The 21,166-nt window shown below is 64.7% G+C and carries 18 protein-coding genes; 14 read left to right on the forward strand and 4 right to left on the reverse strand.

Translation table 11 applies throughout. From position 1 onward, the window contains the following. The first annotated feature begins 26 nt into the window (after window positions 1-26). The 7 genes from GJ695_RS00080 to GJ695_RS00110 all read left to right on the forward strand — a co-directional run bounded on the left by GJ695_RS00080 (window position 27) and on the right by GJ695_RS00110 (window position 9,075). Entirely contained in the window at window positions 27-533 is a 507-nt protein-coding gene (locus GJ695_RS00080) for a sigma-70 family RNA polymerase sigma factor (RefSeq protein ID WP_371866457.1), read from the forward strand. Beyond that, window positions 533-1,492: a DUF4880 domain-containing protein gene (locus GJ695_RS00085; protein ID WP_166454973.1), complete on the forward strand. Its 960-nt coding sequence runs from the start codon at window positions 533-535 to the stop codon at window positions 1,490-1,492. Before GJ695_RS00080 ends, GJ695_RS00085 begins: the two co-directional genes overlap by 1 nt. A gap of 2 nt (window positions 1,493-1,494) precedes the next feature. Further along, window positions 1,495-3,834 (forward strand): TonB-dependent siderophore receptor, encoded by a 2,340-nt coding sequence (locus GJ695_RS00090; RefSeq protein WP_154361606.1) that lies wholly within the window; start codon window positions 1,495-1,497, stop codon window positions 3,832-3,834. Between the two features lie 99 nt (window positions 3,835-3,933). Next, window positions 3,934-4,407, forward strand: coding sequence for a Fur family transcriptional regulator (locus tag GJ695_RS00095; protein ID WP_154361607.1), 474 nt, complete (start codon window positions 3,934-3,936; stop codon window positions 4,405-4,407). 74 nt (window positions 4,408-4,481) lie between these two features. Further along, a complete protein-coding gene (locus GJ695_RS00100; protein ID WP_154361608.1) occupies window positions 4,482-6,797 on the forward strand; it encodes a TonB-dependent receptor in 2,316 nt (771 codons plus the stop codon). A gap of 124 nt (window positions 6,798-6,921) precedes the next feature. Then, entirely contained in the window at window positions 6,922-8,547 is a 1,626-nt protein-coding gene (locus tag GJ695_RS00105; protein WP_154361609.1) for a glycosyltransferase family 39 protein, read from the forward strand. A 117-nt stretch (window positions 8,548-8,664) separates the two neighbouring features. Further along, complete coding sequence (locus GJ695_RS00110; RefSeq protein WP_166454974.1) at window positions 8,665-9,075, forward strand: Fur family transcriptional regulator; 411 nt, start codon at window positions 8,665-8,667, stop codon at window positions 9,073-9,075. 4 nt (window positions 9,076-9,079) lie between these two features. On the opposite strand, the gene GJ695_RS00115 is transcribed toward GJ695_RS00110, so the two are convergent. Then, window positions 9,080-9,760 (reverse strand): Fe2+-dependent dioxygenase, encoded by a 681-nt coding sequence (locus GJ695_RS00115; RefSeq protein WP_154361611.1) that lies wholly within the window; start codon window positions 9,758-9,760, stop codon window positions 9,080-9,082. A gap of 141 nt (window positions 9,761-9,901) precedes the next feature. Between GJ695_RS00115 and GJ695_RS00120 the strand changes: the two genes are divergently transcribed. Genes GJ695_RS00120 through GJ695_RS00130 form a run of 3 tightly spaced genes read left to right on the forward strand, consistent with a single transcriptional unit; the run spans window position 9,902 to window position 12,926 of the window. Beyond that, window positions 9,902-10,942, forward strand: coding sequence for a bifunctional UDP-4-keto-pentose/UDP-xylose synthase (locus GJ695_RS00120; protein ID WP_166454975.1), 1,041 nt, complete (start codon window positions 9,902-9,904; stop codon window positions 10,940-10,942). Window positions 10,943-10,983: 41 nt separating this feature from the next. After that, window positions 10,984-11,646 (forward strand): response regulator transcription factor, encoded by a 663-nt coding sequence (locus tag GJ695_RS00125; protein ID WP_166454976.1) that lies wholly within the window; start codon window positions 10,984-10,986, stop codon window positions 11,644-11,646. Then, window positions 11,643-12,926, forward strand: a complete 1,284-nt coding sequence (locus tag GJ695_RS00130; RefSeq protein ID WP_154361612.1) for an ATP-binding protein — start codon at window positions 11,643-11,645, stop codon at window positions 12,924-12,926. Before GJ695_RS00125 ends, GJ695_RS00130 begins: the two co-directional genes overlap by 4 nt. Before the next feature lie 110 nt (window positions 12,927-13,036). Here GJ695_RS00130 and GJ695_RS00135 read toward each other — a convergent pair whose 3' ends face one another. Further along, complete coding sequence (locus tag GJ695_RS00135) at window positions 13,037-15,304, reverse strand: outer membrane beta-barrel family protein (RefSeq protein WP_154361613.1); 2,268 nt, start codon at window positions 15,302-15,304, stop codon at window positions 13,037-13,039. 115 nt (window positions 15,305-15,419) lie between these two features. On the opposite strand from GJ695_RS00135, the gene GJ695_RS00140 reads away from it, so the two are divergent. The 3 genes from GJ695_RS00140 (at window position 15,420) to GJ695_RS00150 (ending at window position 18,350) form a co-directional block, all read left to right on the forward strand. Next, window positions 15,420-15,809 carry an OsmC family protein gene (locus GJ695_RS00140; RefSeq protein ID WP_154361614.1) on the forward strand — a complete coding sequence of 130 codons (390 nt, stop codon included), beginning with the start codon at window positions 15,420-15,422 and terminating at the stop codon, window positions 15,807-15,809. A gap of 100 nt (window positions 15,810-15,909) precedes the next feature. Further along, on the forward strand, window positions 15,910-16,950 hold the full coding sequence (locus tag GJ695_RS00145; RefSeq protein ID WP_154361615.1) for a choice-of-anchor J domain-containing protein: 1,041 nt from the start codon (window positions 15,910-15,912) through the stop codon (window positions 16,948-16,950). Beyond that, on the forward strand, window positions 16,947-18,350 hold the full coding sequence (locus GJ695_RS00150) for a PA domain-containing protein (RefSeq protein WP_154361616.1): 1,404 nt from the start codon (window positions 16,947-16,949) through the stop codon (window positions 18,348-18,350). Before GJ695_RS00145 ends, GJ695_RS00150 begins: the two co-directional genes overlap by 4 nt. A 4-nt stretch (window positions 18,351-18,354) precedes the next feature. Here the strand turns inward: GJ695_RS00150 and GJ695_RS00155 are convergent, their stop codons facing one another. Beyond that, window positions 18,355-18,687 (reverse strand): PilZ domain-containing protein, encoded by a 333-nt coding sequence (locus GJ695_RS00155; protein WP_154361617.1) that lies wholly within the window; start codon window positions 18,685-18,687, stop codon window positions 18,355-18,357. A gap of 112 nt (window positions 18,688-18,799) precedes the next feature. Here GJ695_RS00155 and GJ695_RS00160 point away from each other — a divergent pair, with 112 nt between their 5' ends. After that, the gene (locus GJ695_RS00160; RefSeq protein WP_154361618.1) at window positions 18,800-20,128 is read left to right on the forward strand and encodes a RecQ family ATP-dependent DNA helicase; all 1,329 of its coding nucleotides are present in this window, start codon (window positions 18,800-18,802) and stop codon (window positions 20,126-20,128) included. Here the strand turns inward: GJ695_RS00160 and GJ695_RS00165 are convergent. After that, the gene (locus GJ695_RS00165; protein WP_154361619.1) at window positions 20,033-21,163 is read right to left on the reverse strand and encodes an esterase-like activity of phytase family protein; all 1,131 of its coding nucleotides are present in this window, start codon (window positions 21,161-21,163) and stop codon (window positions 20,033-20,035) included. The two genes, GJ695_RS00160 and GJ695_RS00165, sit on opposite strands and share 96 nt — an antisense overlap. Window positions 21,164-21,166 lie beyond the last annotated feature (3 nt).

The raw sequence follows: 21,166 nt of genomic DNA on the forward strand, positions 1-21,166 counted from the left end.
TTTCTTGTCCACCGATTGTGCCCACCGTGACCACACTTGCGTCTACCACCGATGATGTCGGCTCGCTGTACAGCAGCCACCACGGCTGGCTGCACAACTGGCTGTGGCGCAAGCTGGGCTGCCGTGATGGCGCCGCCGACATCGCCCACGACACGTTCGTGCGCCTGCTGGACGCCGGCACCGTCGAAACCCTGCGCGAACCGCGCGCCTACCTGAGCACCATCGCCAGCGGCCTGCTGGTCAATCACTGGCGCCGCCTGACGCTGGAACGCGCCTACCTGGAAGCGCTGGCCTTGCAGGATGCGGCGCTGGAGCCGTCGCCGGAAGAACGCGCGCTGACCCTCGAAGCGTTGATGCAGGTGGACGCCATGCTGGCCAAGCTGTCGTCCAAGGCGCGTGAAGCCTTCCTGCTGTCGCAGATCGACGGCCTGACCTACGCCGCCATCGCCGAGCACTTGCAGGTATCCGAGCGCATGGTGAAAAAATACATGGCGCAGGCAATGCTGCAATGCCTGTTGATCAGCAATCAGTAATGGCGACGCCTGAATCGAACGCACTCGCTTTCGACGTGCTGGAACAGGCTGCGGAGTGGTTCGCCACCCTCAGCGCGCCGGACGTCAAACCCGCCGAGCGCCAGGCCTGGCAGCGCTGGCTGGACGCCGCGCCCGAACACCGCGAAGCCTGGCGCCGCGTTGAACACATCCACACCCAGCTCCACGCCTTGCCCGGCGGCCCGTTGCGCGCCGCGCTGTCCGCCGCTCCGCGCAACCGCCGCCGCGCGCTGAAAACCTTGCTGCTGCTGTGCGCCGTCGGCGGCGTGGGCGCACTGGTTGTTCGTCGCGAGGAGCAGGGCGGCTATCTGGCGGCGCTGGGCGCGCAGCACCGTACCGCCGTCGGCGCAGTGGCGCTGCTGCCGCTGCCCGACCGTACCCAGGCCTGGCTGAATACCGACAGCGCCGCCGACCTGGCCTACGACGACAGCCAGCGCCTGATCGTGCTGCGCCGGGGCGAGATCCTGCTGCACAGCGGCGCCGACAACCATGTGCCGGCGCGTCCGCTGGTGGTGGAGGCGCGCGGCGCGCGGCTGCGCGCGCTGGGCACGCGCTTCTCGGTGCGCATGATGGAGCAGGGCACGCGCCTGGCCGTGTACGACGGCGCGGTGGAAGTCGGCGCCGGCGCCGTGGTGCCGGCCGGCGCGCAGGTCGACATCGTGGATGGCCAGGCCGGCGCCATGATGCCGGCTTCCGAGGACAGCACCGCGTGGTCCCACAAGCTGCTGATCGCCACGCAGATGCGGCTGGAGGATTTCCTCGGCGAGCTGTCGCGCTATCGCCATGGCCACCTGTCCTGCGATCCGTCGCTGGCCGACCTGCGGCTGGTGGGCAGCTATCCGCTGGGCGACACCGACCAGGCGCTGGACATGCTGCAGGCCGCGCTGCCGGTGCGCATCAAGCGCACGCTGTCGTGGTGGGTGACCGTCACGCCGCGCTGACCATGAAGAAGCTGTTTTTGCTGGCGTTGTTGCCATCGCTGGCGGTGGCCGCGCCGACCATTCCCGCCGGTTCGCTGGACCAGGTACTGCGCGCCTGGACGCTGGCCAGCGGCGCGCTGCTGACCGCCGACGGCCGCCTGACCCATGGCGTCGACAGCCCCGGCCTGGCCGAACTGTCGGCGCCGGAGCGCGACCTGGCGCGCATACTGGCCGGCACCGGCCTGGAAGCCGTGCGCCAGCCGGACGGCAGCTACCTGCTGCGCGCCGCCGTACCTGTTGCATCCGCCACGCCGGCGCCACCGATGAGCGAAGCCGAAGTGCAGGCGCTGGATCGCCTGCCCGAAATCGTCGCCCGTGCGGAACCGGCAGCGCCTTACGACGCCGTCAGCCGCTTTGCCGTCAAGGGCGGCGCCGCGCTGCGCGACACGCCGCAGGCGCTGACCATCGTCGAGGCCAGCCAGATCCGCGACCGCAACCTGCTCAGCATGGACGACCTGCTGGCCTACGTGCCCGGCGTGCGTCCCAGCCTGGGCGAGGGCAATCGCGACAACGCCGTCTTCCGCGGCTATAACTCCAGCGCCGACTTTTACCTGAATGGCATGCGCGACGACGTCCAGTACTTCCGCGACTTCTACAACATCGAAACGGTCGAAGTGCTGAAAGGCCCGAACGCGATGGCGCTGGGACGCGGCGGTTCCGGCGGCGCCGTCAATCGCGTCAGCAAGCAGGCGCAATGGCGGGACATCGGCGATGCCGACGTATTGCTGGGATCATGGCGGCAGCGGCGCGCCAGCGTGGACGTTGGCGCGCCGCTGAATCCGCAACTGGCATGGCGGCTCAACGCCGTCGACGAGGATTCCGGTTCCTTTCGTAACGGCGCCTGGCTGAAACGCTACGGCGTCAGTCCGGCGCTGGCATGGCGCGACGGCGCGAGCACCCTGGTGCAAGCCAGCTACGAGCATTTCCGCGATCGCCGCAGCACCGATCGTGGCGCGCCGTCGTTTGGCGGCCGGCCGGTGGCCAGCGATCCATCGATCTTTTTCGGTGATCCGGCGGACAGCCACAATGGCGTAGACATCGACAGCCTGACGCTGCGGCTGGAACATCAACTGGCGCCGGCGCTGCAATTCAGCAGCCAGCTGCATTACGCCGTCTACGACAAGTACTATCAGAACGTTTTCCCCGGCGGCATGGACGACAGCGCCACCGTGCGCATGCTGGGCTACGGCACCGCCACCCACCGCAGCAACCTGTTTTACCAGGCCAGCCTGGACGCCACGGTCAACACCGGCAGCGTGCGGCACCGTCTGAGCGCCGGGCTGGAACTGGGCCGCCAGCGCGCCGACAGCGCCCGCACCACCGGCTATTTCGACACGCTGGGCACGGACGTGCGCTTTGTCTCGGTGCCCGTATCGCAGCCGACCTTCACCCTGCCGGTCAGCTTCCGCCCGTCGGCCACCGACATGGCGGCGGCCAGCACGGCCGAAAACGCCGGGCTTTATTTACAGGATCAAGTGACGCTGTCGCCGCAATGGCAGGTGGTGGCAGGACTGCGCGCGGAAAGGCTGGATGTCGCCTTCCGCGACCTGCGCAACAACCTGCAACTGGCCAGCCATGACCGTCCGCTGTCGCCGCGCCTCGGCGTCATCTATCGTCCGCTGGAACGGTTGTCGCTTTACGCCAGTTACAGCAAGGCCTACTCGCTGCGCGTGGGCGAGCAGATGGCGTCGCTGACGGTGGCCAATCAGGATCTGGCGCCGGAGGTGGTGCGCAACCAGGAGATTGGCGCGCGCTGGGATGATGGCGAGCGTCTGTCGGCCAGTCTCGCGGTCTACCAGCTGCGGCGCGCCAATGTGCTGGTCGCCGATGCGGTCAACGCAGGCGAGAACCAGCTGGCCGAGGGCCAGCGCGGGCAGGGCGCGGAACTGGAACTGGCCAGCCGCATCACGCGCGACTGGAAACTCAGCGCCGGCTATGCGTGGCAGCGCTCGCGCCTGACCGCCACCCAGTCGGCGACGTCGCAGGCGGGCGCGCAGATGCCGTATGTGCCGCGCCAGTCGCTTTCCCTGTGGAGCACGCACACGCTGGCGCCGGGCCTGGACGGCGCGCTGGGCGTCATCGCACGCAGCAGCATGTTCAGTTCCACCAGCAATCTGGTGCAGCTGCCCGGTTACGCGCGGTTGGACGCCAGTCTGTATTACCAGCTCAATCCACGCAACCGCCTGCAAATCAGCGTCGAAAACCTGTTCGACCGGGGCTACTACGCTTCGTCTTACAACGATAATAATATCTCCCCTGGCACGCCCCGCGCGCTGCGTATCGGCTTGCACAGTCGATTCTAAGAAGAATAATAAAAATAATTCTCATTCGTGGTTCCCTTTTTTGAAACTCGCTTGGCATGGTAGGTACAGGACCATTGCACAGCGATAGAGGGAGATCCCATGCAGCCGTCACACCACATAGCCACGCAGCAGCAGCGCGTCCAGGAATGGATGCGCAAGTCGCCATTGCGGATCACGCGCGCCCGCTCCAGCGTGGCGGCGGTGTTGCTGCAACAGACCGAACCGATCACCGCTGAACTGCTGTTCCGCCGGCTGCTGGATATCGGCGAGGACGTCAGCCTGGGATCGGTGTACCGCATTCTCAAGCAGATGGAGGAAGACGGCCTGGTGCTGCGCGACCGCCATGTCGGTTCGGTCGGCGTGAAGGCGGTGTACGCCATCGCCAGCGCCACGGCGCCCAGCCGCGCCTACGTGTTCCGCTGCGACGTTTGTCACCGTCAGCAGCGCATCGCGGACGCGGTGCTGGCGGTGCAGCTGGCAAATGTCGCGGCGCTTGAAGGCTACGCGCTGGGGACGGAAATCGTCATTCCGGCACGTTGCCGCGACTGCGTACCGGCCGCCGGGCAATCCTGAATTTTTACCTATACAGCCAGCCGGGAGCCGTGCTCCTTCGCCAGCCAACAACCAAAACTGACCTACGGAAGATTATGAAATCGACAGAAAAAAGCGCCGGCATCAAGAGCCGCAAGCACGAGACTCCGAAACTGAGCCGCCTCCACGTCGCCGCCCTGGCCACGCTGGCCGTGCCGCTGGCGCTGCATGCTGAAACCCTGCCGGAGCCGCAGAAGCTGCCGGAAGTGATCGTGGACGCCACCCGCACCAGCGACTTCCAGACCACCAAATCGGCCAGCGACAAGTTCACCGCGCCGCTGCTGGATACGCCGAAATCGGTCACCGTCATCACCTCGGAAGTGATCTCGCAAACCGGCGCCGTATCGCTGACCGACGCGCTGCGCACCGTGCCAGGCATTACCATCGGCGCGGGCGAGGGCGGCAATCCTGTCGGCGACAATCTGTTCATCCGTGGCTACAACGCGCAGACCGACACCTATATCGACGGCATTCGCGACACCGGTTCGCAGTCGCGCGAAATCTTCGACCTGGAACAGATCGAAGTGGTCAAAGGCCCTAACTCCGCCTACGGCGGCCGTTCGTCGGCCGGCGGCGGCATCAACCTGGTGAGCAAATCGCCGAAAGCCGAAAACTTCAGCAACGCCAGCGTGGGCCTGGGTTCGGCCGAATACCGCCGCGCCACCGCCGACATCAACCGCGTGATCAACGACGACGTGGCGGTGCGCCTGAACCTGATGGGCCACGACGCCCACGTGGCCGGCCGCAATGAAGTCAATGGCAACCGCTGGGGCATCGCGCCGAGCGTCACCTTCGGCATGCATTCCAACACCAAGGCCACACTGAGCTACTACCACATGCAGTCGGACGAGCTGCCGGACACCGGCATCCCGTTCAACAACCCGTTCACCAGCGGCGCCAACGTCGCCAAGAACGGCAACGGCACGCCGATCAGCGTGCCGCGCGAGACCTTCTACGGCCTGGTCGACCGCGACTTCCGCAAGACCCAGAGCGACATCGGCACCATCGACCTGCGCCACGAATTCGCCGATGGCATGGTGCTGCGCAACGTGAGCCGCTACGGCAAAAGCGACAACGACTACATCTGGACCCAGCCGGACGACTCGAAGGGCAACACCATGTTGTACGGCACCGTATGGCGCCGCGCCAATACCCGCGTCACCAGCACCGAATCGCTGGCCAACGCCACCAGCCTGACCGGCAGCTTCACCGCCGCCGGCATCAAGCATAGCTACACCGGTGGCGTGGAGATCAGCCGCGAGGACACGGACCGCAGCAGCTACCTGTTTGCACCGGGCACCAACAATCCGCTGACCGGCACCACCACTTGCCCGACCTCCGGTGCGGCCACGCTGTACAACTGCACCACCACCATCAACCCGAATCCGAACGATCCGTGGGTCTACACCCGCAGCGTCTCGCCGGCGCGTACCAATGTGGTGACCAACACCCGTTCGGCCTACCTGTTCGACACCGTCGAGTTCACGCCGCAGTGGCTGCTGAACGTGGGCCTGCGCTGGGACGACTACCGCAGCGTGCTGGACGTGCCGATGTACACGCTGAGCGGCGTCACCACCGCCGCCTCGCATGCCGAAGTGAAGTCCAACTTCACCAACTACCAGGCGGGCCTGGTGTACAAGCCATCGACCAACAGCAGCATCTACGTGTCCTACGGTACGTCGTCGACCCCGCCGGGCAATGACGGTGGCGACGGCCTGGATGCGCTGAGCACCACCATCCAGAACCTGAAGCCACAGGACAGCAAGAACTATGAGCTGGGCACCAAGTGGGAAGTGCTGCCGGGCGGCCGCCTGTCGCTCAGCGGCGCCGTGTTCCAGAGCGAGATGAACAACGCCCGCGTCACCGCACCGGACGGCACCACGCAAAACGTCGGCAAGAAAACCATGAAGGGCGTCGAGTTGGGCGTCAGCGGCAACATCACCAAGGAATGGCAGGTCTTCGGCGGCTACACCTACCTGGATGGTAAGGTGGATGACAATGGTTCGGTCAACGTCGGCACCACTGCGGCGCCGAACTGGCAGCCGTCGCCGTACAACGGTAATGTGTTCCCGACCACGCCGAAGAACAGCGCTTCGCTGTGGACGTCGTATGCGGTGCTGCCAGGTGTTGTGATCGGCGGCGGCGTCAACTACGTATCCAAGGTCTATGCCAACATCAACAACACCAAGTACGCGCCGGGTTACAGCCGTTTCGACGCGATGGCCAGCTACGACATCAACAAGCACATCTCGCTGCAGTTGAATATCCAGAATCTGAACGACAAGTTCTACTTCGATAAAGTCTCGTCGCCGCACTACGCCGGTGTTGGCCCTGGCCGCAGCGCGACGCTGACCGCCAACTTCAAGTACTAATCGGTATATCCTTCCAGAGCCCGCGTCAAGCGGGCTTTTTTTTGCGTGTGCGGCGTGCTTTTAACACGCGGTTAATTGTTTATCGAATAAACTGAGTGTAATTAACCTACTTTCATGCTGCTCAATGCCTGCTTTTCTCCGATCCAGGAACGCGCTGTACCTGCTTGCCGCCTTCTTCATTCTCTTTTCCCTGCTGGTGCTGAACGTGCGTACCCTGGTTCCGCCGGACGAGGGCCGCTATGCCGAAATGGCGCGCGAGATGCTGCTTAGTGGCGACTGGGTCACCACGCGCCTGAACGGCATCAAGTACTTTGAGAAGCCACCGCTGCACACCTGGATGAGCGCCATCGCCTTCGGACTGTTCGGTCTCGGCGAATGGCAGGCGCGCCTGTGGAACGGCGTGTGCGGCATCGGCGGCGTGCTGATGGTCGCCTACACCGGCCAGCGCGTGTTCGGCGGCCGCGCCGGCCTGTATGGCGCCATGGTGCTGGGTTCCATGCTGTTCTGGGCGGCGGCGTCGCAATTCAACTCGCTGGACCTGCCGGTGGCCACCACCATGACGCTGGCCCTGTGTGCGCTGCTGATCGCGCAGCAGGACGGCGCCGACGTGGCGCAGCGCCGCCGCTGGATGCTGCTGTGCTGGGCCGCCATGGCGCTGTCGCTGCTGGCCAAGGGGCTGATCGGCATCGTGCTGCCGGGCGGCGTGCTGCTGGTATACGCGCTGGCGAGCGGCGACCGTGGCATCTGGCGCCGCCTGCATCCCGTGGCCGGACTGGCGCTGTTCCTGCTATTGTCGCTGCCGTGGTTCCTGCTGGTGGCGGCGCGCAATCCCGAGCAGCCGCAGTTCTTCTTCATCCATGAGCACTGGGACCGGTTCTTCCTGAAGACGCACCACCGCGAAGGGCCGTGGTACTACTTCCTGGTGCTGCTGGTGCCGGCCACCATGCCGTGGTTGCTTACGCTGCCAGCCAGCCTGGCCGCCGCGCGGACGCGCGTGACAGGACGCTTCCAGGCGCCGTTGCTGCTGCTGGTGTGGACCGCTTTCATTCTGCTGTTCTTCAGCTACTCCAGTTCCAAGCTGCCGGGCTATATGCTGCCGGTGTTCCCGGCCATGGCGCTGTTGGCGGGCCTTTATCTGGAACGGGCCTCGCGCAGGGCCGCGCTGGCCCCGGCGTTGCTATTGATCGTCGTCGGCGTCGCCGGCCTGGCGTGCATGCCGTTGATCACCGTGGTCGACAAGCTGTGGCTGGGCGCCGGCTTTGCCGCCGCCATCATCTGCGGCGCGGCGGCGTGGCTGGCCGAATGGCGCGGGCAGCGCGCCGGCATGGTGCTGCTGGCGGCGCTGGGCGGCTGGATGCTGACGCAATTCAGCATGGCGTCCTACGAGCCGGCAGGCCGCCATCAGGCCGGGCGTGACGCGGCGCTCAGCATCCGCGCGGAGCTGAAGCCGGATACGCCGGTCTATTCGGTCGGCACCTACGAGCAGTCGATGACGTTCTACATGCGCCACATCGTGATCCCGGTGCATTACACCGGCGAGCTGGATTTCGGCCTGCAGCAGGAGTCCTGGCGCGGCGTCGCATCGATGGATGAATTCTATGGCCGCTGGCTGCTGAGCGCCGGCCGTGGCGTGCCGCAATACGCCATCGTCCGCGAAGACCTGTATGGCGTGATGCGCCTGCGCGGCTTGCCGATGATCGAGCGTGCACGTGGCGATGGCGTGGTTGTGGTGGCGTCGCCGCTGAAGTAGTTCCCCTTTTTGCTTCTCGCTTGGCAAAGGAGGGAAAGGATGCAACCGATGCTCTTACCATGTGCAATACCACCCGAATGGGACAACGATCCAGTCGGCCAGCGCGTGCGGGAGTGGATGCGTAAAACACCGCTGCGCCTGACAATAGGCCGCATGGCGGTGGTCAAGGTGCTGGTGCAGGCCCAGACGCCGGTGGACGCCGAAGCGGTGCTGCGCGGGCTGGTGGGGCAGGGCAGCCCGACCAGCCTGGCCACTGTCTACCGCATTCTCAAGGAACTGGAACAGCACGCGCTGGTGGAACGCGAATGGCATCACAATTCGCTGGGCACCCGCTCATGCTACGCGGTCAAGCTCGGACCGCAGCACAAGCGTGTCTGCTGTTTTCAATGTGATGTCTGCGGCCGGCGGCGCAAGGTGGCCGAACCGGCGCTGGCGACGCAACTAGCCGCCGCCGCCGAACACGAGGGCTACAACACGCAGCAGGAACTTGTGGTCGTGTCGCGCTGCGCGGCGTGTAGCAAGAACTGAAGGTCTAGACTTCGCTCCACTGGCGCAGCAGGTTGTGATAATGGCCGGTCAGGCCGACCATCTCGTCGCAGTCGCCCAGGCGCGCGCGCAGCGCCTGGATGTTGCGGTCCAACTCCAGCAGCAATGCACGGCGGCCATCGTCGCGCACCATGCTCTGGGTCCAGAAGAAGGAGCAGACGCGCGCGCCGCGCGTCACCGGTTCGACGCGATGCACGCTGGTGGACGGATACAGGATCAAGTCGCCCGCCGGCAGCTTCACTTCATGCACGCCATAGGCGTCTTCAACGATCAGCTCACCGCCGTCATATTCTTCCGGATCGCACAGGAACAGCGTGGTGGAGACATCGGTACGCAGCCACTGGTTGGTCTCCGGGATGCGGCGCATGGAACCGTCGATGTGATTGCCGTAATGCTCGCCGCCGGCGTAGCTGTTGAACAGCGGCGGGCAGGTGCGCAGCGGCAGCGCGGCCGAGAAGAACAGCGGGCTGTTGGCCAGTGCATCCAGCACGATCTGGCCCAGTTCTCGCGTCACCGGCGAGGTTTCCGGCAGTTGGCGGTTCTGCTTGACCTTGGCGCCTTGCGTGCCGACGGTGGCGCGGCCATCGATCCAATCGGCTTCGTCGAGGCGGCGCCGGATGAAGGCAACCTGGTCGCGGGTGAGGACTTCGGGGATATGCAGCATCATGGTGAATCTACTCCGGTTGATAGGCACTGATACGCCTAGCATAATCGAAGTACGTCTTGTTAGCCATGGACCTTTAATGTTCTGTTCATGATGTCTCATGCAAAATGGCGAGTTCTCAAGATTAACCCTGATGGTGCAGCAGTGAAAAAAGTTCTTATCCTCGGCGTCAACGGCTTTATCGGCCACCACCTGTCGAAACGCATTCTGGAAACCACCGACTGGGAGGTGTACGGCATGGACATGAACACCGACCGCATTCCCGATCTGCTGGCGCATCCGCGCATGCACTTCTTTGAAGGCGACATCACCATCAACAAGGAGTGGGTGGACTATCACGTCAAGAAGTGCGACGTGATTTTGCCGCTGGTCGCGATTGCCACGCCATCGACCTATGTGAAGGCGCCGCTGCGCGTGTTCGAACTGGATTTCGAAGCCAATCTGCCGATCGTGCGCGCCGCCGCCAAGTACGGCAAGCACTTGGTGTTTCCGTCGACTTCGGAAGTGTATGGCATGTGCCATGACGAGGAATTCGATCCGGAGAACTCGGAGCTGATCTGCGGCCCGATCAACAAGCCGCGCTGGATCTATTCCAACGCCAAGCAGCTGATGGACCGCGTGATCTGGGGTTATGGCATGGAAGGCCTGAACTTCACCCTGTTCCGTCCATTTAACTGGATCGGCGCCGGCCTGGATTCGATCCACACGCCGAAGGAAGGTTCTTCGCGCGTGGTGACGCAATTCTTCGGCCATATCGTTCGCGGCGAGAACATCTCGCTGGTCGACGGTGGCCATCAGAAGCGCGCCTTCACCGACATCGACGACGGCATCGACGCGCTGATGAAAATCATCGAGAACAAGAACGGCGCCGCCAGCGGCAAGATCTACAACATCGGCAACCCGGTCAACAACTATTCGATCCGCGAACTGGCGCGCATGATGCTGGAGCTGGCCGACAAGTATCCGGAGTACGCCGCCGCCGCCAGCCAGGTCGGCATCGTCGAGACCACCTCCGGCGCGTATTACGGCGCCGGCTACCAGGACGTGCAGAACCGCGTGCCGAAAATCACCAACACCTGCGAGGAGCTGGATTGGCAGCCCACCACCAGCATGGCCGACGCGCTGAAGAAGATTTTCGATGCCTACCGTGGCCAGGTGGCCGATGCCAGGGCGCTGATGAACTAGGGAGTAAAATACCGGTTGTTCAATGGCATGGGGGTAGCGGCGTGCGCCTGCTTCTGGTGGAAGACGATCCGATGATCGGCGAAAGTATCGTGGATGGCTTGCGCGGCGAGAACTACGCCGTGGACTGGGTACGCGACGGCCGCGATGCGGAACTGGCGCTGGGCGGCGTCGCCTACGACCTGATGCTGCTGGACCTGGGCCTGCCGGGCAAGCAGGGCATGGAGGTGCTGCGCTCGGCGCGCACGCGCGGCGACGATCTGCCGGTGCTCATCATCACGGCGCGCGACGGTACGCCGGCCCGCGTTGAAGGACTGGACGCCGGCGCCGATGATTACCTGGTCAAGCCTTTCGATCTGGACGAGCTGCTGGCGCGCATCCGCGCGCTGCTGCGGCGCCGGGTCAACCGTACCCGTTCCGTGGTCGAACATGGCGGGCTGACGCTGGACCTGGCCAGCCACGAGGTCAGCTTCGCCGGCGAACAGGTCAAGCTGTCGGCACGCGAGTTTTCCGTGCTGCGCGCCTTGCTGGACAATCCCGGCAGCGTGGTGTCCAAGAGTCAGCTGGAAGAAAAGCTGTACGGCTGGAACACCGAAGTCGAAAGCAATACCGTCGATGTTTATGTCCACCGCCTGCGCAAGAAATTCGGCGCCGACTTTATCAAGAATGTGCGCGGCGTCGGCTACAAAATTCCGGCGGCGCCATGAGCACCATCCGCCGCCAACTGCTGCTTGGCCTGCTGGGTGCGACATTGTTCTGCACCGTGGGCGCGGGCGCCTCACTTTATCGCTCGCTGCTCAGCGAGACCAACGAACTGGCCGATTTGCAGCTGCGCCAGCTGGCCGCCACGCTGCCGCATGAATTTGCGCCGGCCGCCGAAGATCCTGAAGAAGAATTCGTGTTGCAGGCCTGGGACGAAGCGGGCAAGCCGCTGCCGCTGATGCCGGTGGCCACGCCGCTGCCGCGTTATGCGGTGCAGGGCTATTCGAAGGTTTCGGCTTACGGCCAGCACTGGCGGCTGTACGGCGAGACGCGGCATGGTCGCTATGTGCAGGTCGCGCAGCCGACGTCGGCGCGCTATCACCTGGCGGCGCAGATGGCTTTGCGCGCCGGTGCGCCGCTGCTGGTGTTTGCGCTGCTGCTGGCGGTGCTGATGGTGGCCGTGGTGGGACGTGCGCTGCGGCCGTTGAATCGTCTGGCGCAGGCGGTGGCGGGGCGTTCGGCCGATACATTGACGCCGCTGGCTGCGGACCAGGTGCCGCCGGAAATGCGGCCGGTGGTGGAGGCGCTGAATAGCCTGATGCAGAAATTTGAAGAGGCGTTGACGGCGCAGCGGACTTTCGTCGCCGACGCCGCGCATGAATTGCGTTCGCCGTTGACGGCGTTGAAGCTGCAATTGCAGCTGGTGGAGCGCGCGGGTAGCGACGAGGCGCGCCGTGCGGCGCTGGGCAAGCTGCATGAACGGCTGGATCGCGGGACGCATCTGGTGCAGCAGCTGTTGAGTCTTGCGCGGCATGAGAATGCGCAGGTGGCGGCGTTGCGGCCGGTTGATCTGGGGCTGCTACTGGAATCGGCGGTGGCGGATCATTCCGCGCTGGCGGATAGTCGGGCGATTGATCTTGGCGTGGAGACGCCGGCGCAGGTGGTGGTGGCGGCGGACCCGGACGGCTTGCGCGTGCTGCTGAATAATCTGGTGGACAATGCGTTGCGGTATACCCAGCAGGGCGGCAGGGTGGATTTGCAGTCGGCTTATGAGAATGGCCGGCCGTTGCTGCGGGTGCGGGACAATGGGCCGGGGGTGCCGGAGCAGTATCGGGCAAGGTTGTTTGATCGCTTCTTCCGGCCGGATGGTAATGATGCCTGGGGGTGTGGGCTGGGGCTGTCGATTGTTCGCAATATCGCCGATCACCATCGGGCGGAGATTCGGCTCAGTGATGCGGAGGCGGGGCGAGGGTTATGCGTGACGGTGGTGTTTCCGGTAGCATGAGTAGAAGGCAGTAGCAGCATGCGGCACCCCTGAAACCCGCACTTCGCTGCGGCCAGGGTCTGACCCCGTACGGGGTCAGACCCTTTCGTCAGGGGTGCTGCATACGCTTACTACGCACCCGGCGGTGGTCCGCCAGCACCTGGGCCGCCAGGACCGCCAGGGCCACCCGGACGCGGACCCCAGCCTTCTTCACGCTTCTCGGCATTCGACGCCGTACCGCCAAAGCGGTACGACAAGCCCACATAGAACACCCGGCCGTCGAAGCGACGGGTACTGGTCTCGCGCAAGGTATCGCTGTCGATAATGGTCTGCATCTTGTTGGTATTGAACAGATCCGTCACATTCGCCACCAGCGTCAGCTGCGGCGTCAACGTGTGGCGCCAGCTCATGTTGAAGGTGTGGTTGGCCGAACGATAGCCCTGGCCCGACAGGGTCTTGCCCATCATCTGCAAGGCCATCTGAATCTGATTGGCGGCATCATACGAATAGTTCAACCGCGCGCGGCCGCTCAGCGAGTTGGCGGTGCGGGTAATCAGATTGCCGCTGTCGTCGTAGAAGCTCTGCTGCGAGCGCGCCAGGTTGCCGCTGGTGTTCAGCGTCAGCGACGGCGTCAGCTTGCCGCTCACCGTGAATTCCAGGCCGCTCGAATGACTGCCTTCGCCGTTGGCGCGGGTGGTCAGCAGCACGTTCGGTGCGACGAAGTAGCGGTAGTCGACAATGGAATCGGTGTCCTTGCGGTAGTAGCCACGCAGATTGGTTTCCAGGCCGCCGATCTTGGTCTCGTAACCCACCTCGAAGGAATCGGTCTTGGTCGGCTTCAGGTTCGGATTGCCCGAGAACACGTTGAACTCGTCGCGGTAGGTCACATACGGATTCAGGTCGTTGGCGTTCGGACGGCGAATCCGGCGCGCGTAGGCGAAGCGCAGGTTGGCGTTGTCGCTCACCTTGTACGTCGCGTAGGCGCTCGGGATGTAGTTGATGTAATGGTTCTTCGCCTCGACACTGCCGGTGATCTGGTTGATGTCCATGTCGGTGTACTCGGCGCGCAGGCCGGCCAGCGCGCCCCAGCGGTCGTTCAGGCGCATCTGGTAGGTGCCGTACAGCGCATACACCGTTTCATCCAGCTCGTAGGCGTTGGTGCGGCCGTTGTTGACGGTGGCCACGCCGCTGATCGGATCGATGTCGGTGTACAGCGTGTCGACGCTGTTGTCGTTGGTCGCCACCTTGTAGCCGGCTTTCGCCGTGCCGCCCCACAGCGGACGCTCGTAGTCGCCGGTGAAGTCGACGATGCGGGTGTCGTTGTGGTTGTGCTGGCGCGCCATGGTGTCGATCCAGCCCGGCGTGGCGTAATCGTTGGTGTAGCGGTTGGTGTTGTCGTTTTCCGAGGCCGATACGCGCAGGTCGATCTTCAGCGTTTCGCCCGGCAGCTCGCCCTTGTGGTCGTAGCGCGCGCCCCAGCCGAAGTTGTTGCTGTCGCCGTTGCGGGCGGTGGTGCGCACGTAGTCGGCCGCCGGGATCAGGCTGGTGGCGCCGTTGACGTAGTGGTCGCTGGAGCGCTGGTCGTTGGTGCGGCTGTTGTAGGAGAGGCTGCCGGTCAGGGTATCGTTCTGGTTCAGGTTGTAGCTGACCGTGCCGTTCAGGCCGGCCATGTCGTTCAGGCCGCGGCCGACCGAATCCTGGGTGTTGTGCACGAACTGACCGGTGCGGGTGTCGAGCGTGTCGCGCACCGTTTCGCCGGTCGAGTTGCGGCCGTCGTGGCGCACGTTGGCGCTGCCCTGGAAGCCCCAGGCGCCTTCGTTGTAGCTGCCGTTGACGGCGCTGTTGTAGCGGCCGGCGGTGCCGGCGTTGCCGTTGACGGTGGCCATGCCGCCCGGCTTGCGGTTGCGGCGCATCACCAGGTTCAGGATCGGGCCGCCGCCGGCTTCGTTGCCGAACTGCGCGCCGGGGTTGTTGATGACCTCGACCGATTCGATGTCGTCGGCCGCCATCGCCTGCAGCGCCGGGCCGCGGTTGTCGCCTTGCAGCATGGCCGACGGCTTGCCGTCCACCATGATCTGGACGTTGGTGCTGCCGCGCAGCGTGACCGTGCCGTCCGGGTCGACGTTGACCGACGGCACGTTGTTGAGGGCATCGGCAGCGGTGCCGTTGGTACTGGAGATGTCGGACTTGACGTCATACACCTGGCGGTCGATGCGGTTGGTTGGGCGTTCTGCGGATACGGTTACTTCCGGCACAACCGGTGCGGCTTCCTTGGCGTCTTTGGCCTTGGTGGTCGCGGTGGCTGGCTTGGCGGCTGGCTTTTCGGGGACGGTGGTTTGAGCGTAAGCTGGCAGAATTGCGCTGCCCGTAAGGCAGCAAGTAAGCAGTATCTTTTGCATGATTCGGACGGGACACCGTCTCTGTACGGTAGAGTTGCCATTATACCAGTTGAATATTCGTGAATTGACGGCATTTACTCTTCTTTACCGGGGCTTTACATTACAAGGACAGGCTATGGCGCGCGGAACGGCATCTATCGGCAAGGACAGTTACACCACCAAAATCGAGGTCGGCGGCCACGCCCTGACGGCCGACGAGCCGGCCCGCAACGGCGGCCACGACGCCGGTCCGGCGCCGTATGATTTCCTGTTGGCAGGGCTCGGCGCCTGCACCGCCATCACGCTGCGCATGTACGCCGACCGCAAGCAGTGGCCGGTGACAGCGGTCGACGTCCAGCTGCACCTGACCCACGCGGAAGACGGCGCCATGTTGGTCCGCCGCACGCTCTCCATCCAGGGCGACGTGGACGCCGCACAAAAAGCCCGCATGGCGGAAATCGCCGAGAAGACGCCTGTCACGCTGACCCTCAAAGCCGGCCTGCGCATCGATACGACGCTGACCTAAAGTCCGCCCATGCATTTTTAGCATTTTCCGGGAACTGGCACAGCCGGCGCGTGGTCTAACCACAGCAAGTTGAGCCGTATAACCACTTCCGGGAGATGATATGGACCTGACTAAATGTCTGGCGGGGCTGCTCGTGGCCGCCGCCAGTTGCTCCGCCGTAGGCGCGCCTCTGTTGACGGAGGGCTTCAACAATGTCGCGGCGCTCCCCGCCAATGGCTGGGTATTCCTCAACAACAGTGCGCCGCCCGGCAGCACGGGATGGTTCCAGGGGCAGCCGGCTTTCTTCCCGGCAGCGGCCGGGCCGGCCGATTCCTACATCGCGGCCAACTTCAACAACGCCGCGTTCGGCGGCGAGGTGAGCAACTGGCTGTTGACGCCGCAGGTGGTGCTGGTCAATGGCGAATCGCTGAACTTTTCGCTGCGCCTGCTCGGCGAAGGCTTGCTGGACCGCGTTGAAGTCTATTTCAGCGACAGCGGCGCGAGTACCGACGTCAGCGGGGATTTCTCGTTCCTGGCTTCGTTCGCATCGGACGTGGATACGGGCTGGCAAGACCAGACGCTGCTGATCAGCGGCCTGACCGCGCCGGCCAGCGGCCGCTTCGGTTTCCGTTACGTGGTCGATGACACCAGCCTCAACGGCAACTACATCGGTATCGACAGCGTCAGCATCAACGCGCTGCCCGAGCCGGCCACGATCGCGCTGGTCTGCCTCGGCGCGCTGGCGCTGCGTCAGCGCAAACGCATCCGCCGCCACTGGCTGGCCGCCGCCGGCCTGGGCAGCCTGGCGTTCGCTGCGCAGGCCGCGCCGCAAAACGACGGCATCATGACTTTTCCGCACGTGCAGGTCGTGCGGCAGCCGGCGCCGGCCGCGTCGCCACAGCAGGGTGGCTTCATGGCCTACAAAGACCCGGTCACCGGCCAACTGACCAATCCCAATGCCGAGCAGGCCGCCTTGCTGACGGCATCGGCCCGCACGGTCGCGCCCATCGCCAGGCAGGCGCCGCCGCAAGTGGCGCGCGCCCGGCACGGCGGCGTCAGCCTGAAGCTGGACGATCGCCAGGCCCGCTACGCCATCGCGCGCAAGGCCGCCGACGGCAGCATCACCGAAACCTGCGAACCGAAGCCGGGAGAACAGCAATGAACAAGCTGCTGACCTTCTTGATTGCACTGCTGATGTGCTCCACCAGCTGGGCCGCGGCCACCATCACCATCGTCAACGGCGATCCGCCCGGCATCGGCTTCAACGATCCCACGCCGGTCACGCCGGTGGGCGGCAACACCGGCATCACGCTTGGCGCGCAGCGTCTGAACGCCTTCCAGGCCGCCGCCAGCAAGTGGGGCGAGACCTTGAACAGCACCGTGCCCATCCGCGTACTGGCGACCTGGGACGCCTTGCCGTGCACCGACACCGCCGCCGTGCTGGGCAGCGCCGGCGCGCTGGAGGTGTTTTCCGACTTCCCCGGCGCGCCGCAGCCGAACGCCTGGTTCGGCAAGGCCGAAACCAACAAGCTGATCGGTTTCGACGCCGACCCGGACACGCCGGACATCCGCGCCCGCTTCAACGTCAACCTCGGCCAGCCCGGCTGCTTCACCGGTTCGCCGTTCTACCTGGGGCTGGATAACCAGCACGGCCCATACACCGACCTGGTCACCGTGCTGCTGCACGAGTTCGCGCACGGCCTCGGCTTCCAGACCTACACCGACGACCAGACCGGCGAACTGCTGGCAGGCATCCCCAGCATCTGGGACTACTTCCTGCTCGACACCAGCACCGGCAAGGTGTGGAAGGACATGACCGACGCCGAGCGCGTGGCGTCCGCCGTCAAATCCGGCAAGCTGGTGTGGAATGGCGTACTGGTGACAGCCGCCGCGCAAAGCGTGCTTCAGCGCGGCACGCCGATCCTGACGGTGCTGACGCCGCCGGAAGTGGCCGGCGTGTACCAGGTCGGCACCGCCGGTTTCGGTCCGCCGCTGTCCAGTCCCGGCCTGACCGGGGAGGTGATGCCGGTGCTCGACACGCCGCCGGACCTGGGCCTGGCGTGCGCGCCGCTGTCGCCGATCAACCTGCTGGCGGTCAAGGGCAAGATCGCGCTGGTCGACCGCGGCGTGTGCACCTTCGTGGTCAAGATCCGCAACGTGCAGGATGCCGGCGCCATCGGCGCGATTGTGGCCGACAATGTGGCCGGCGCGCCGCCGCCGGGCCTGGGCGGCAGCGATCCGTCGATTGTCATTCCGGCCGTGCGCATCACGCAGGAAGATGGCCAGGTGCTGAAGCAGGCGCTGGCGAAGCGCACGCGCGCACATTCGGGCATGTTCGCCAATCTCGGCGTGAATCTTGGCGTGCGCGCCGGCGCCGATCCGCTGGGGCGCGTGCTGATGTACGCGCCGCGGCCCAATCAGCCCGGGTCGTCGGTCTCGCATTACGACACCAGCGCCACGCCCAACCTGTTGATGGAACCGGCGATCAATGCCGATCTGACACACGAGGTGAAGCCGCCGTTTGACTTGACCTATCCGCTGCTCAGGGATATCGGGTGGTAGGGCGTCAGGCCGGCGCGGTGGTGACGTAGTCGACGATGCGGTCGGCGCAGGCCTCGGAGATGGCGATGAAGCGGGCGCCGTTGCGGAAGCGCCCATGCGTGCCTACGGTGCTGCTATGGACTACCGTCAGCGTGATCTCGTTGCGGATCGAGCTGCCGGGGAAGCAGAAATTCAGTAGCAATTGTTCATCAGTGGGCATGGCATGGTCGCTGACGAAGGCGACGCCCATGCGCGAGATATCGATGATCTGCGTCGGCGTCGTGGTCTTGCCATGGGGGTCAGTGATGTAGGCGTCCACCTGCAGCAGGCGCCTGACATGCTCTCGTCTCGGGTCCATCGTTTTTTGGGATAGCCACTAAAAGCAGTAGTATGACAGATCCGCCCACCCCTCGGCCAGCGCCGTGTGCTGCCGCACATACGGGCACTGTGTTTCTTGCTACGTTGGCAGCATGACTACACAACTCGACAAACAGGTGGACCGGCTGCTGCGCAAGGTCTTCGGCATCGACGCGCTGCGCGACGGCCAGCGCCGCGTCATCGACAGCGTCCTGGCTGGCCGCGACACGCTGGCGGTGATGCCGACCGGCAGCGGCAAATCGCTGTGCTACCAGCTGCCCGCGCAGCTGATGAAGGGGATGACGCTGGTTGTCTCGCCCCTGATTTCGCTGATGAAGGACCAGGCCGAGCGGCTGGAGGAGGGCGGCATCGCCAGCGCCACGCAGGTCAACAGCAGCCTGTCGCGCGCCGACGAACTGGAAGCGCTGGAGGCGATTGAAAACGCCGGCAAGGACGTGGTGTTCTGCACGCCGGAGCGGCTGGCCACGGCCGAATTCCAGGCGCTGCTGCAACAGCAGGAGATCGCGCTGGTGGTCATCGACGAGGCCCACTGCATTTCGCAATGGGGGCACGACTTCCGTCCCGCCTTCCTGGCAATCGGCGCCGCGCTGGAAGCGCTGGGCAAGCCGCAGGTGCTGGCCTTGACCGCCACCGCCACCGACGACGTGATCGCCGATATCCGCGCGCAGCTGGCGCGGCCGCGCATGCGCGTGGTGAACACGGGGATCTACCGGCCCAACCTGCAGTACCGCGTGCGCCAGGTGACCAATCCCGATGAAAAGAACGATGTGCTGCTGGAGCTGGTGCGCAACACGCGCGGCGTCGGCATCATCTACGCCGCCACCGTCAAGGCGGTGAAGGAGACCCATGCCTTGCTGGCGGAGGCTGGCGAAAGCGTCACGCTATACCATGGCCGCCTGAAGGCGGCGGAGCGCAGCGAGAACCAGAACCTGTTCATGAACGGCGAGCGCCGCGTGATGGTGGCGACCAACGCCTTCGGCATGGGCATCGACAAGACCGATACGCGCTTCGTCATTCACCTGCAAGTGCCGGGCAATCTGGAAGCCTACTATCAGGAATCCGGCCGCGCCGGCCGCGATGGCGAGGATGCCGAATGCACGCTGCTGTACTACCACGACGACACGCGGCTGCAGAAATTCTTCCTCATGAAGAGCAAGGCGCCGGACGAGAAGCATGAACTCGACCGCGAAAAACTGGAACGCATGATCAACTATGCGCAGAGCGGTTTTTGCCGCTGGAAGCTGCTGCTGGATTACTTCGGCGACCCGGTGCCCGGCTTCGAGAAATGCTGCCGCTGCGATAACTGCGAGTCGCCGCCGGTCATCTCAGGGGATCACTTCGAACAGCAGGAACTGGGTCACCTGGGACTTGCTGAAGTTGTCGTCCGAGATCAGCATCAGGCTGGCGTGGCCGTTGGCTAGGCGCGGGCCGAAGGCGATGCCTTCCAGGTTGTCGATGATCGGCAGGCCGACGCTGGCCAGATCCAGCACCAGGCGCTTTTTCATTTGCGTGAACTGCGCGCCTTTCAGCGTCGGCAGGTTCTGGATGTCGCTGGCGCCGGCGGCGTCGACTTCGTAAATGCGCACATAGGTCCTGTAGCTGTCGTCATCGGCCTGCACGCCGGATCGCTCCAGCGTCAGCAGGCGCGTCTCGCTGAGCGACAGCATCTCCGAGATGCCGTTATCTGCCGCCTTGCCTTTGCCCGGCGTGGCTGGAATCGCGTCCAGCGGATACGCGTATTGGCCCAGCACCTTGCCGTCCCGCGTGAAGTGGGTGATGCGGTTGATTGCGCCATGCGCAGGATCAGGCTCCGGTCCATCCTGGTACATCGGGCCTTCCAGCGATACCCAGAGCGTGCGGCCATCCGGCGCAAAGCTCAACCCTTCGAATGCCTGGTTGTCGCGCGGCCCGGACTTGCGTTCCTTCGACACCGTGAAAAGCGGCGGCAGCGGCAGCTCGGAAATGAAACGGCCATCGCGCGTGGCGTGGCGCACAAACGGATCAAGGCCCAGCTTGACGTCGCCCTCGCTGGCATACCAGATGCTGGCGTCGCGCGGATCGACACGCATGGTTTCCAGATCCGGCACCACGCCATGGCCGGCCTTGTAGCCTTCCTTCGGCGGATAAACGCTGCCGTCCGGTTGCAGCAGCATGGTCACGCCGGTCAGCTGTACCGGCTGGAACGCGTGTTCGTCGAACGCCAGCCTGGCGCGGTAGTAGCGCGCCGGATTGTGCTGCGAGCGGTCGTCGCTGATCATCACCCATTCATCGTTGGCGGCGTCGTAGTCGATGCCGGACAGGCCGCCGACCATGGTGCCCTGGAATTGCATGCGATAGGGCAGGCGCTGCTCCCCGATGAAGCGCAGGCTGGAAACTGTGTTCGGCTGCTGGACAGGAAGCTGCGCGCAGGCGCCCAATGCGAGCGCGCTGATAAGAGTGATGATGGTCTTTTTCATGGA

The organism is Duganella alba (assembly GCF_009674495.1).
In the GTDB taxonomy this organism is placed as follows: domain Bacteria; phylum Pseudomonadota; class Gammaproteobacteria; order Burkholderiales; family Burkholderiaceae_D; genus Rugamonas; species Rugamonas alba.